The sequence below is a fragment of the Xenorhabdus sp. KJ12.1 genome (genome assembly GCF_963876495.1).
Taxonomy (GTDB): Bacteria; Pseudomonadota; Gammaproteobacteria; order Enterobacterales; family Enterobacteriaceae; genus Xenorhabdus; species Xenorhabdus stockiae.
In genome coordinates, this window is record NZ_CAWNQH010000083.1 from 1 (window position 1) to 13071 (window position 13071).

12 protein-coding genes and 1 pseudogene are annotated in these 13071 nt (G+C 40.8%); 4 read left to right on the top strand and 9 right to left on the bottom strand.

Going from position 1 to position 13071, the window contains the following annotated elements; all coding sequences use genetic code 11:
- Nucleotides 1–188: 188 nt before the first annotated feature.
- From AACS92_RS14550 to pcp, 4 genes and pseudogenes are all read left to right on the top strand, one after another.
- Nucleotides 189–380, top strand: a pseudogene (locus tag AACS92_RS14550) (helix-turn-helix transcriptional regulator); the annotation flags it as partial.
- Between the two features lie 344 nt (nucleotides 381–724).
- Nucleotides 725–1453 carry a DUF969 domain-containing protein gene (locus tag AACS92_RS14555; protein ID WP_099108718.1) on the top strand — a complete coding sequence of 243 codons (729 nt, stop codon included), beginning with the start codon at nucleotides 725–727 and terminating at the stop codon, nucleotides 1451–1453.
- Complete coding sequence (locus AACS92_RS14560; RefSeq protein WP_193756869.1) at nucleotides 1450–2466, top strand: DUF979 domain-containing protein; 1017 nt, start codon at nucleotides 1450–1452, stop codon at nucleotides 2464–2466. The genes AACS92_RS14555 and AACS92_RS14560 overlap by 4 nt, the downstream gene beginning before the upstream one ends.
- Nucleotides 2467–2488: 22 nt before the next feature.
- A complete protein-coding gene (pcp, locus tag AACS92_RS14565) occupies nucleotides 2489–3136 on the top strand; it encodes a pyroglutamyl-peptidase I (RefSeq protein WP_099108720.1) in 648 nt (215 codons plus the stop codon).
- Nucleotides 3137–3230: 94 nt separating this feature from the next.
- Here the strand turns inward: pcp and AACS92_RS14570 are convergent, their stop codons facing one another.
- From AACS92_RS14570 to secF, 9 genes are all read right to left on the bottom strand, one after another.
- The gene (locus AACS92_RS14570; RefSeq protein ID WP_099108721.1) at nucleotides 3231–4391 is read right to left on the bottom strand and encodes an MFS transporter; all 1161 of its coding nucleotides are present in this window, start codon (nucleotides 4389–4391) and stop codon (nucleotides 3231–3233) included.
- A gap of 10 nt (nucleotides 4392–4401) precedes the next feature.
- The gene (locus tag AACS92_RS14575) at nucleotides 4402–7233 is read right to left on the bottom strand and encodes an aldehyde dehydrogenase family protein (RefSeq protein WP_099108722.1); all 2832 of its coding nucleotides are present in this window, start codon (nucleotides 7231–7233) and stop codon (nucleotides 4402–4404) included.
- Nucleotides 7234–7717: 484 nt separating this feature from the next.
- Complete coding sequence (gene pgpA, locus AACS92_RS14580) at nucleotides 7718–8209, bottom strand: phosphatidylglycerophosphatase A (RefSeq protein WP_099108723.1); 492 nt, start codon at nucleotides 8207–8209, stop codon at nucleotides 7718–7720.
- The gene (gene thiL / locus AACS92_RS14585; protein WP_099108724.1) at nucleotides 8202–9248 is read right to left on the bottom strand and encodes a thiamine-phosphate kinase; all 1047 of its coding nucleotides are present in this window, start codon (nucleotides 9246–9248) and stop codon (nucleotides 8202–8204) included. Before thiL ends, pgpA begins: the two co-directional genes overlap by 8 nt.
- Nucleotides 9249–9348: 100 nt before the next feature.
- Nucleotides 9349–9765, bottom strand: coding sequence for a transcription antitermination factor NusB (nusB, locus tag AACS92_RS14590; protein ID WP_099108725.1), 417 nt, complete (start codon nucleotides 9763–9765; stop codon nucleotides 9349–9351).
- Nucleotides 9766–9792: 27 nt separating this feature from the next.
- The gene (gene ribH / locus AACS92_RS14595) at nucleotides 9793–10263 is read right to left on the bottom strand and encodes a 6,7-dimethyl-8-ribityllumazine synthase (RefSeq protein WP_099108726.1); all 471 of its coding nucleotides are present in this window, start codon (nucleotides 10261–10263) and stop codon (nucleotides 9793–9795) included.
- Between the two features lie 89 nt (nucleotides 10264–10352).
- On the bottom strand, nucleotides 10353–11492 hold the full coding sequence (gene ribD / locus AACS92_RS14600) for a bifunctional diaminohydroxyphosphoribosylaminopyrimidine deaminase/5-amino-6-(5-phosphoribosylamino)uracil reductase RibD (RefSeq protein WP_099108727.1): 1140 nt from the start codon (nucleotides 11490–11492) through the stop codon (nucleotides 10353–10355).
- A 10-nt stretch (nucleotides 11493–11502) separates the two neighbouring features.
- A complete protein-coding gene (gene nrdR / locus AACS92_RS14605; protein ID WP_099108728.1) occupies nucleotides 11503–11952 on the bottom strand; it encodes a transcriptional regulator NrdR in 450 nt (149 codons plus the stop codon).
- 144 nt (nucleotides 11953–12096) lie between these two features.
- Entirely contained in the window at nucleotides 12097–13065 is a 969-nt protein-coding gene (gene secF, locus AACS92_RS14610) for a protein translocase subunit SecF (RefSeq protein ID WP_099108729.1), read from the bottom strand.
- Nucleotides 13066–13071: the final 6 nt, after the last annotated feature.

The window sequence follows — 13071 nt, forward strand, 5'->3', positions numbered from 1 at the left end:
TAATCCGGCGAGCATAGTTTTTATCTGCCGTTTTTTGGACAATTTTTCTCATTTGACGCCGCTCATTGCGCGGAATTGGTGGTACGATGGCCATAACTCAGTCCTTCCTTTTTGTGTTTTTTTGGTTTTGCGATTAAAAAGTTCGCAAAAATAGGACTGAGTTTCTTTGATTCGCCTACCATTTTGAAAAGCTATTTAGCAAACAGATCGGAAAGATACTAAATATCTCCTACCGCACCGTTGAAAACTATACTGCACAAATATATAAAAAAGTTGGTGTCAGCTCTGCTCAACAATTGGAAGAATACTGCCGATTGAATAATTTCGATCTTTACGTACCCGAAAAATTCTTACAACCCGGAAGTCGTATCTTGATTTGATTATCAATAAATAACAATATCAACAAAAAAATTGTTCAATTGAATTATAGTTTCAAATCACAGTAAAAATATCTTGAATCAATACCGATAGTTAACACCATATAATGCTACAAATGGCGTTAAAAATATCGGTTTAATCCTTTTTTAACTTCCAATGACTCCGATAAGAAATCCATCCAATCAGTGATCTACCTTCCATTTTTACAACCCAATGCAGATTTACATTGATCATTCTTTGAACGCAATATATTTATTGTTCAACAATAAAAAACAATTAACCAACAATGAATACAAATTAAATCAACAATAAAACAACGTTCCATTTATGCAGAGGGAAGTAAAATATGCAGCATACTGTCAATTTTTGGCCCCTAATCGGGATTGCAGTCATCATCATTGGTTTTATTATCAGGTTTAATCCTGTTCTGGTTGTAACAATTGCAGGGCTGGTCACAGGGTTAGCGGCCAATATGCCGCTTCTCGATATTCTGGAAAAGCTCGGATCTGGCTTTCTTAATACAATGAACCTATCGCTGACTATTCTATTACCTTTGGTCATCATCGGATTGCTGGAAAGGCATGGTTTAAAAGAGCAGGCTCAACGCGCCATTGCTCATATTAAAAGTGCTACAACCGGGCGTTTATTGATTGTCTATCTGTTTATACGTGAAATTTCTGCCGCTCTGGGTTTAACCAGCCTGGGTGGGCATCCACAAATGGTTCGTCCATTATTGGCACCAATGGCTGAAGGGGCTGCCGAAAATCAATATGGTGATTTACCCAAAAATGTCCGCTATCGGATCCGCGCTATGTCCGCCGCAACAGATAATACCGGATTGTTTTTTGGCGAAGATATTTTTGTCGCATTCGGCGCCATTATTTTTATGCACAATTTTATGTTGAACTCCGCAGGTATCGAGACAGAACCCCTACATATTGCCCTATGGGGAATTCCGACGGCGATTTGTGCGTTCTTCATCCATTCAGTTAGGCTATATCGGCTGGATAACAAACTTGCCAAAGAAATTGCCTCCCTAAGCCATAAAAAACACGCCAGCAAGGAGGCTATATAATGTTTCAGTTACAGTATCTCTATTATCTGGCAGGCGCTATTTTGCTTATTGTGACGGTGATGTCCTGGCGTGATAAAGCCAATCCCCGTCGTTTGACTACAGGACTGTTCTGGGGGCTTTATGGTTTTATTTTTCTGCTAGGAAACTGGAGCTATCGTTTGGCCGAGCTCTGGCTCGATAATGAAGTTCTGGCAACAAGAATCGTACATATCGGAGTAGGGATTTTAGTGGTTGTGATGGCACTACTGGCTGGATTTGGCGGAGTTCGTTTAGGTAATTATCATCAGCCAACGCCAGAGCAACGGCAGGAAAGTGCAACCCGCCTCGGTAATCGGTTATTTTTACCCGCCTTACTTATTCCGGTTATCACTATGGTGGGGGTTCTTGCGTTTAACCATATTCCCGGATTAGAACGTGCAATTTTTGGCGAAGGCAATCATACAACGCTGGCAACCCTCTTCTCTATCACTCTCGGTTGTCTTATCGCACTGATAATTGCTATCCGTATCACTCGCGAGAAAATTATACAACCTATGCAGGAGACTCGCCGCTTACTGGACTCTATAGGCTGTGTATTCATTCTGCCACAAATTCTGGCTACGCTCGGTTTACTGTTTACAGCAGCCGGGGTGGGAACAATTATCTCTTACCTGACAGAGAGTTATCTGGCAGTTGATAATCGGTTTATCGCGGTCATGGCTTATGTCTTTTGCATGGCACTCTTGACCATGATTATGGGAAATGCTTTTGCCGCCTTCCCTATCGTAACAGCCGGAATTGGGATCCCTATTCTTGTACTTCAACATGGTGGTAATCCGGCTGTAATGGCAGCAATCGGCATGTTTTCTGGTTACTGCGGTACATTGATGACACCCATGGCAGCAAATTTTAATCTTGTTCCCGCAGCGCTATTAGAGCTACCTGATCGAAATGCTGTCATCAAGGCACAGATCCCTACGGGATGTACTTTGCTGATTGCTAATGTGTTTTTACTCTATTTTCTGATGTTCTGACAACAAATGACAGGAAACAGCTATGAAAACAATTTTAGTGACTGCCTTTGAGCCTTTTGGAGGCGATACCACCAACCCTTCATGGGAAGCGATTAAGCGACTACAAGGCAGCCGAGTTGCTGATGCAAACATTGAAGTTCATCAGCTTCCCTGTATCTTTGATACATCACTGGCGCAGCTTTATACCATGATCGATAATTATCAGCCGGAATTGGTAATTTCCGTTGGATTAGCGGGAGGCCGGCCTGATATTACAGTCGAAAGGATTGCCATTAATATTAACGATGCAAGAATTGCCGATAATGCAGGTAATCAGCCGGTTGATACACCTATTATTGTCGGTGGTCCTGCCGCGTATTTTTCCAGTTTACCTATCAAGGCGATGGTCAGGGCGTTAAATATGTCTGGTATCCCTGCTACTGTTTCCCAAACAGCCGGTACGTTTGTCTGTAACCATGTAATGTATGGCTTATTACATTACCTTACACAAAAATACCCTGCCGCACGTGGAGGGTTTATCCATGTTCCTTATTTGCCAGAGCAAGCCACTGAATATACAAATATGCCCAGCATGTCTTTAGAAATAATAACGTCAGCATTAAAAACAGCTATTAAAGTCGCCTGGGAAAATAAATCAGATATCGTTGTAGCGGGTGGGGCGACACATTAAACTTACTACGCAGGTATGACCCAAGATTCATACTCTCTGAATTCAAATTTACGTTTTATTGGCGGCAACGCTAACTCTGCCGCCATAAAAAAGATTAAGATTTATTGTGTACAGATTTGTTAGGAAGCAAATATGAAAATACGAATACGAGCCCAACAGCAATCAATACAATAGTAAATCCTTTTGCATTGAATATATCCATTGCCACACCTGTTATTAAAGGCCCCATAAGACTGCCAATACCCCAAATAATACCAAATAGAGAGTTTATGGTAATCAATGTCTGACCTGAATATTTTTTCCCCGCTCTCACCAAGGATAAAGTATAAATCCCACCTCCGAATGCCCCCATAATAATGATATTAACCCATAAAAACATAGAGTTTATACTAAATGGTAATACCAATAGGGTAAGGATAAAAACTACCCCACAAATAATGTGCATTCTCTGATGATTAGTTTTATCTGCCAGCCAGCCGATAGGCATCTGGAAGATGGCATCGCCTAAAAAAATTATTGTTATCAAGGTAATGGTGATATTTTCGGGTATTCCCAATGATAAACCATATAGCGGAAACATAGATAATGCTGCTGAATCAAAAAAGGAAAAACAAAAAACACCAATCATAAGGCTGGATGCCGATATGAACAGTGGTAAGAAAGAACTTTTTATTTTTTCATTTTTTTCTGTTTGTTGCGATAGTTGTGATGAGGGGTTTCTTGCTATAAGAACAAGGCAAAGAATAGAAAATATGCTCAATAAAATGGCAGGAATTAGAGAGACAATACCAAAAATAGAAATTAACAATGGTCCAAGAAGTTGACACCCAGTGAATACAGATGTGTATAGCCCCATAAATGTCCCTTTGTATTTACCACTAGTATTATCGCTAATCCAAGATTCCCCTATAACCACAATGACACCACAAGCAAACCCCATCAGAAATCGGGGAATAGTAAGGTAATATACCTGAGTTACATAAGTAGAAAAAAAAGTAGAAACAGCTAGTAACAATAAACTAAAAATCAATAATTTATTTAAGTTAAATAAACGCGTAAGTATTGGAACAATTATGGAAGAAGTCAGCATTCCTAGCGCTGGTAATGCTGACATTATACCCATTATTGTTGAAGCACGATTTTGCTCTGCCAGCTTTAAACTGACCATTGGTAATGTATATCCCATCGCTAATCCTACGAGCGATGCCCCCAATATGATGGAAACCATATATGATTTATTAAAGCTGGCCGTCATTTTTATCTTTTTACCCTTTGTATGGTTCAACTAGATATTGGTATATATCTCTTTGTGGTAATGTGCTTCCATTAATTCTTTTACCATCATGCCAAAGGCATGATGCTGCGGGTCCCTGTCCACCATATGGGAGATAACCATGTTCCTCTAAATGTAAATCAGTATTAAGCAGGATACTGTCCGGTAAGTGTAACCTTTTATTTAATTGATGACTAATATAATCACTTGTACCAAATAAAGAAATATACATCGCATTAGCAGAATAGTTTGAATGAGAGAAATAATCTGTCAGCTCTTGATCTCCCTGATATCTTTGCAAAAAGAAAACAGGGGCAAAAAACTCTTTGTAATTGCCACCTAAAACGAGAGGCTTTTCAAATACTGTCGGCTTTATCATGCCATCTATAGGGTTTATTTCCCCACCATAGGTACAATAATTTCTATTAAGTTTAAATAGCGATGCTATTTTTATACTATGATCAACATCACTGTTAGGACCTACAATATTATTGTAGTCAGAATAAGAACCTACCTTCCCTTCTATTTCTTTTAATCTTAATATTAATTTATCCCTGAACAAATCATATATATCGCTATGGACTAGTATAGAGTTAGGGCCAGCACAATCTTGACCTTGATTGTAAAGCACAACCCGTTTAGTACTTTCGATAGCTAAATCTATATCCGCATCTTTTGATATAACAAGAGGGTTATGCCCTGCACCATTCAATATAAAAAGCGTATTTTTTCTGAAATGTTTTCTGACCTTAATTGCATTTTCTGGCGTACCGGTAAAGATAACAGCATCTGTTATTTTCACTCTTTGACTTAAAAATAATTCTTTTTCTTCATAAGAAACTGAAAAGGATTCAGATATCTTCGACATATCAATAACATTTTCAAACTTTTTGTAATGATAATGCATTGCTGTAGGTGGGCGTATACAAACATTTTCAGCCATAAGAGAAGGTATGAAACCGAAACATACAGATGCGTAAATTGGCTGATTCAATGGTAAAAATGATGTAATGCCATAAATTTTTTCCTGAAAATATGCTTCATTTTCCCCAATATTTTCTAGAATATCGACTGAACGGGAAATCTCGTCTTCAGTGACAACTTTGCATTGATATTCAGATAGGGCCTCTATCAAAGAACTACTTTGTTTTTTTAATTCACGGGATAGGATACTACACTTTTCCTTCACTTGATTAAAGTTAATTTTACCGAATAACTTTGCCATATGTAATTCTTCACTTTTATCTATATTTATCACTATGGATGAATTTGATGGGTTTATTTTAATATCAACATTTTCTTGTGAGTTATTTTCTTTTTTCTGTATATATGGGTTACTAAAGCAGTCAATAATATCTTTCCCATCATTTAACTCTATCCATGTTTTAATTCTAGGGCCACAGATATGACCAAACAGCCCTCTATACAGTAAATTCCATATTTGCGAGCTATCTTTTTCTGGAAAGATGTTTTCATAGGTATCAAATATCAATTTGAACAACCCTTCTTTATTAAAAGATATTTCTTTTTTAATTAAGCTTGTAATAATAGAAAAGTACTGTCTTTCTTTATCTGTTGCTAAACCAGCATAACGATTTTTATTGGCTTTCAAATAATAATTATAACTTATAGTTAATTCCTCTTCTGATATCGCCTCCCCATCGATTAGGTGTAAATCAAGAAATTTCTTTGCTGAGAGAAGAGTTATAGGATTTGATGCTTTTAATATTCTGGTCATCTTAATAAAAGAGAGGCGCTTTTTGTTTTTTTTCAAAACATTGACTTGATCATTTAATCTGGGGGATTGTTCTATATAAAATTTAGTCGATTTTTTAGGGTCTTTTGATAAAAAAACTTGGATAGCTTCTCGTGTCAGAAGACTTTTGGCATCTTGCAGAGAAAAACCATTTCCTTTTGACTTAGATATTTTTTTCCCGGAAGAATCAAGAAATAATCCATATTTGTAAAGACGAGGGCTAGGTCGATTTAATACACTGAAAATCTGACGAACAACTGTAGCTGAATCTATCAGATCTTCTCCATGCATTTCAAAGTGGATGTTTCTATGCAGTAATCGCATACTCCAATCAGCTTTCCATTGGAGTTTAGATTTTCCGTTTAATACTGAAGTTGTTTGTTCCTGATCAAATAATTCACCCTGATAAAGCTCCTGAAGTTCTACACCATATTCATACCCGGGTTTATTCACAATTTCATCTGATGGTATATAATAACTTATCTCACCTCTATCAGGATCTACATTTGTTATGATGATATGCTCAAGTACTTTCCCGGTCATTTCGGAAATAGGCATTATTATATTATATGTTCGCTGCCTCAAAAATCCGGTAGATTCTTTGCATATTTGATTTATAGCTGTAAAGTTTTTTAGAAATAACTTAATTGAATCATTATAATCACCATTTTTATAAGCCAGCGAATTTTTTATGATATTACAGTCTATACCATATTCTTTAGCAAGCTCTAACAATCGAGTTTCTGCCATTTCTGAGAATGATGAGAAAACCCCGAATGGATCTGGAACTTTGTTTACCGGCAGCCCCAGATAGCCCTTCAATTTTTCTGGATTAGGTATATTAGACGGTATCTTTCTAAATGGGTCCAAATCATCTGAAATAAGGTAAAAATTATTTTTCCTTCCTAAATTAGTTAGTTCCTTTTTAACTAAACCAGTCCGGATAATTTCACAAAGAGTCCCTATATGTGGAATTCCTGTTGGACCAAACCCAGCTCCAATATTAATGTCTTTTTCGGGGGTAACTTTATTATGTATTTCTAATGATTCAGTAACATACCACTTCATAAATAATCAACTCCTATACGAATGATTATATTGACTTGCTGCGGATAAAAGTCACACAAACCAGATTTTAAGCTCGACAAATCCCTTTACAAACCATTACCAATGGAAAGTAATAATAAAACTAAACTACATTATAATAATTTGGGTTAGAACAAAAAAATAATACTCCTATGCTTCTTCAAGTCAACGGATGCTTAATTTATCCCGTTATTATTTTTTATAATATAATTTTATTTTTTAAAGGTAATTTCTTAAACCTTATTCATATAAAAAAGAAAAATAAATTATATAAGCTTAAAGCTATTGCATAATAGAATAGGAACAAATAAAAATTAAAATAAATAACTCTCTCTATATAAAGCAATTAGAGTGAATGAATGAAATCAACAAAAAAATGGTAATTTGAAATTCAACAGGTATAGAAATAAATTAGCCACTGTAAACAGTGGCTAATCAGTCAGTGATGCAGGTAATAGTAAGAGATTCAGAAAGGTAACAACTGGTAAAAATTAAACAGCCAAATAACAATTACCGCAAAAATTGCAGCGATAATATCATCCAGCATGATACCAACCCCGCCTTTAACGTAGCGGTCAAACCAGCGGATTGGCCAAGGTTTCCACATATCAAAAATACGGAATACCACAAAAGCGACTAAAACCCATTGCCAGTTGAGAACAGGGATCGCCATTAAGGTAATCCACATTCCGATAAACTCATCCCAAACCACACAGCCCGGATCATCTACTTTCATGGCATCGGCTGCTTTCTGACAAATCACACAACCGATTATTGTACCCAACAGAATAGCCAGCCAGATCCCCCATTGCGGTAACTGTACCAACAGTAACCAGAATGGAATAGCCGCCACGGAACCCATTGTGCCCGGCATTATCGGCGATAATCCGCTACCGAATCCGGTAGCCAGCAAATGCCACGGGTTGCTCATTTTCAGGTGGCGTTTTGCGTCATCCATGCGTTCCCTCCGTCTGGTCATCCTCTGCATGTGCTGATGGATAGTGAGCTTCCTGCGGTTTTTTGTCAGTTCTGAAATGGTCAAACCCTTTCAGATCCAGCTCAACTTCTTCGTTATTGTTAAAGTAACGGATGCCTTCTGATTCTGGCCTGATTTGCCCAATACAACAAAAACTGGCGCCTGTATGTGCTAATGCCATATTTAATGCACCACGATTCAGTTCCGGTACAGTAAAGCACAATTCATAATCTTCGCCACCACTCAAAGCCCAGTTTAAGGCCTGTTCTGGCGTTGCATATTTCTGCACTGCTTCAGAAAAAGGCAGAGCATCAAGATTAATACGTGCGCCACACTGGCTGGCGGTCAGGATATGATTCAAATCAGAAATCAGCCCATCAGACAGATCAATCGCTGATGAGGCTAAATCACGCAGTGCCTGCCCTTGCAAGACTCGCGGTTGTGGACGAAGATGGCGTTTAACCAACCAGTTGTGGATCGATATTTCTTCGATTTTCAGACGATCCTGCAACAAAGCCAGCCCTGCCGCACTATCGCCCAACGTTCCGGTGACATAAATCCAATCACCGTTTTTAGCACCTGTACGACGTAATGCTCTACCAGCGGGAACCAGACCATGTACAGTCAACGTAAGACTCATCGGGCCTTTGGTTGTGTCTCCGCCAATTAACTGCATTCCGTAATAGTTCAGTTGTTCAAACAGACTATCACTAAACCGCTTTAACCACTCCTCATCCACAGAAGGCAAGGTTAAGGCCAATGATGCCCAGGCGGGGTCTGCCCCTACAGCAGCTAAATCACTGATATTGACAGCCAGTGCTTTATACGCCAAATCTTCTGGAGCAATATCAGGCAGAAAATGAACACCAGAAACTAATGTATCTGTTGTCACTGCCAGTTCTTGTTTTTCTGCAACGGTCATCAGCGCACAATCATCACCAATCCCTAGATTCACATCACGTCGGCGGATAACATGGCGATTGAAATAACGTGCAATGAGGTCAAATTCACCACATGCCATAATAGAATTCCAAAAAGTGACTGACGATAAGAACATGAGGCCGGGAAACCGGCCTCATGTTTAAAATCATCGAGTTATAATAGGGGCTATTGGCAGGCAATCACTTTTTTCTACGTGCTACCGGGCCAGCTTTGTCCAATACCCCGTTCACGAATTTATGGCTGTCTTCAGCACCGAAGGTTTTCGCCAGTTCGATACCTTCATTGATAGCCACTTTGTAGGGGACATCATCACGAAAGCTTAGTTCAAACATCGCAACGCGCAAGATAGCCTTTTCCACCTGACCCAACTCTTCGAGCTGGCGGGAAAGATAAGGAGCCATCAAGGCATCCAATTTTGTCGCATTGACCGCTACCCCGGACAGCAATTCACGGAAATAGGTGACATCAACACCGTTTACGTCCTGCTCTGACAGAAACTGCAATTCAACATCCGCGATGCTGTTTTTAGATAATTGCCATGAATAAATTGCCTGAACAGCACACTCACGAGCACGACGACGAGCAGCAGGTTTCACAAAATTCCCCTTAATTAAAACTAAAACTTAAGCCTTAATGGCTTTAATTACATTGATCATTTCCAATGCGGTCAAGGCAGCTTCTGCGCCCTTATTACCCGCTTTAGTACCCGCGCGTTCAATTGCCTGTTCAATATTTTCGGTTGTCAGCACACCAAATGTGACAGGAATATTGCTGGACATTGCCACGCTAGACAGGCCAGAGCTACACTCGCCGGCAACATATTCAAAGTGGGCCGTACCGCCACGGATAACAGTACCCAAAGCGATCACCGCATCATATTTTTTGGACTCAGCCAGTGCCTTAACGGTCAACGGCAATTCATAAGCCCCCGGAACCCATACTACGGTGATATTGTCCGAAGAAACCTGACCGATGCGTTCCAGCGCATCCACGGCCCCTTCCAACAGGCTGTCATTAATGAAGTTGTTAAAGCGGGCGATCGCAATAGCGATGCGGGCTTCAGGAGCTGCAACAACACCTTTGATTACGTTCATAGCCTTCCTTATATCTTATTCATATCCGCAGGGGCGCGGATCTTATCACATTCTTTTTCTCTGCGTCTTGATTTATGTTCAAACTTAAATCAGAGCGGTTTTAAACGAAGACGGACATCAGGCCCAATCTGTTGGACATCTATCAGCGTGAATTCAGGCGCATCCGATAACTTTTGCAGTTCAGGGATGGCGAACAGCCCACGGGCACTATTTCCTAATACCTTGGGAGCAATATAGAGGATAAGCTCATCCACCAGCCCCAGAGACAGTAATGCACCAGCCAGCGTTGGACCACATTCCGCCCAGACAGAGTTTACCTGACGTTTACCAAGCTGCATCATCAACAGCACTAAATCAACACCTGTACCGTGTACCGGCAGTAATATTTTTTCTATATTATCGGGCCATTGCTGTTCATTTTTATCAGCACTATCTGCTCTATCTGAACCATCTAAGTCAGTGTGTGCTAACCAACATTGACCGGTTTGCTGAACTACCTGATGCTGCGGAGTGACTCGATTTTTACTATCGACAATGATACGAACAGGCTGACGCAAAGATTCCTGCGGATAGACGGCCTGTGTTTCTGCGTCCAGTTCATTCCAGCGGACTGTCAGTGACGGATCGTCTGCCAGTACCGTTGCACTGGTACTCAGGATTGCACTGCATTGTGCTCTCAGTTTCTGTACATCCTGCCGGGCGGCTGGTGAAGTGATCCACTTACTTTCACCCGACGCCAGTGCGGTACGCCCATCCAGTGATGCTCCCAGCTTCAATTGCAGATAAGGAAACCCAGTGCGCATACGCTTGAGGAATCCTTTATTCAGCATTTCGGCCTGTTCCATCATCAAGCCATGTTCAACCGCAATACCTGCCTGCTGCAATTTATATAAACCGCGTCCCGCTACCTGTGGATTCGGATCCTGCATTGCCACTACAACGCGGCTGATACCTGCTGCAATCAGAGCATCAGAACAAGGAGGGGTTTTACCGTGGTGGCTGCATGGCTCAAGAGTCACATAAGCGGTTGCACCTTTTGCTTTTTCACCGGCCATACGAAGCGCATGGACTTCGGCATGGGGCTCACCCGCACGTAAATGAAAACCTTCCCCGACAATCTGATCATCTTTAACGATCACACAACCTACATTCGGATTCGGGGATGTGGTAAAACGCCCCTGATACGCCAATTCCAGCGCACGGGACATATATGTTTCATCAAGAGTCATATAGCAGCCTCTAGTCTTGTAGTCTGGCGATCTCTTCGCCAAATTCCCGGATATCTTCAAAACTACGGTAGACAGATGCAAAACGGATATAAGCTACTTTATCGAGCTTTTTCAGTGCATCCATCACAAAATTTCCAATCATTTTAGAGGGGATTTCACGTTCTCCCGTTGCTCTAACCTGAGATTTAATGTGGCTAATTGCTGTTTCCACATCATCGGAGCTGACAGGGCGCTTTTCCAGTGCTTTCTGCATACCACGACGCAATTTTTCTTCGTCGAAAGGCTCCCGAACATCATCACTTTTAATCACTCTGGGCATGACCAGTTCTGCAATTTCAAACGTGGTGAATCGTTCATGACATTCGAGACACTGACGGCGGCGGCGCACTTGTGAGCCATCCCCTACCAGACGGGAATCAATAACTTTTGTATCAACGGCTGCGCAAAATGGGCAATGCATATTGTTTCCTGACAGTTAACCGAACAGGAAGACAGTTTACCCTGAAGTGATAATGAAAAACACCCTGTAAGTGAGCACTCACAGGGTGTTTAAATTAGACGGTTTATGTTATTAAAAGCTATGCAATTACATACAGAAACATAATTAAGGAAGAATGGAAGGCTGATCTGCCCCTTCTTTCTCTACTTTCTGCACAATCATATGCTCACGCTTCATGCCCAGTTTTAACGCCAATGCAGAAGCAACATAAATGGAAGATGCCGTACCAATGGAAACCCCGATTAACATCGCCAGTGAGAAGCCTTTCAGCATTTCGCCACCGAAGATATAAAGCATTACCACTACCAGCAATGTTGTTGCAGAAGTCATGATCGTACGGCTCAGGGTTTGAGTCAGAGAAACATTCGTAATTTCATACGACGTACCACGACGTATCTTACGGAAGTTCTCACGAATACGATCCGAAACCACAATACTGTCATTCAGTGAATAACCGATAACAGACATCAACGATGCGACGATGGTCAGGTCAATTTCAATGTGGAATAACGACAATACGCCCAATGTAATGATAACGTCATGCGCCAGTGCGATAACAGCACCTAGCGCCAGACGCCATTCGAAACGGAATCCGACATAAATCAGGATACAGATTAGCGCCACCAACAGAGCCATTGCCCCAGTCTGGGCTAATTCGCTTCCCACACTTGGGCCTACAAATTCAACTCGTTTAACAACTGCGTCTTTATCTATATCCGCGTTAATGACCGAGATGATTTTATTACCCAGCTCCTGACCCGCGTTACCTGTTGCCGGAGGCATACGAACCATCACATCACGGCTGCTGCCGAAGTTTTGCAGAAGTGGATCAGCAAAACCATTTTTCGCCAGACTCTCACGCATCTTGTCCAGATCTGCGGGTTTGCTCAGGTTTATCTCAATTACCGTACCGCCGGTAAAATCAAGCCCCCAGTTAAACCCACGCGTTGCCATCATAGCGATGGAAGCAACCAACAGCAGCAATGAGATAGTAAAAGCAACGTTGTCCCAGCGCATAAAGTCAATGACTTTACGCCCATAGTTTAATTGTTCAACAGTATAATCCTGTGCCACAACGTG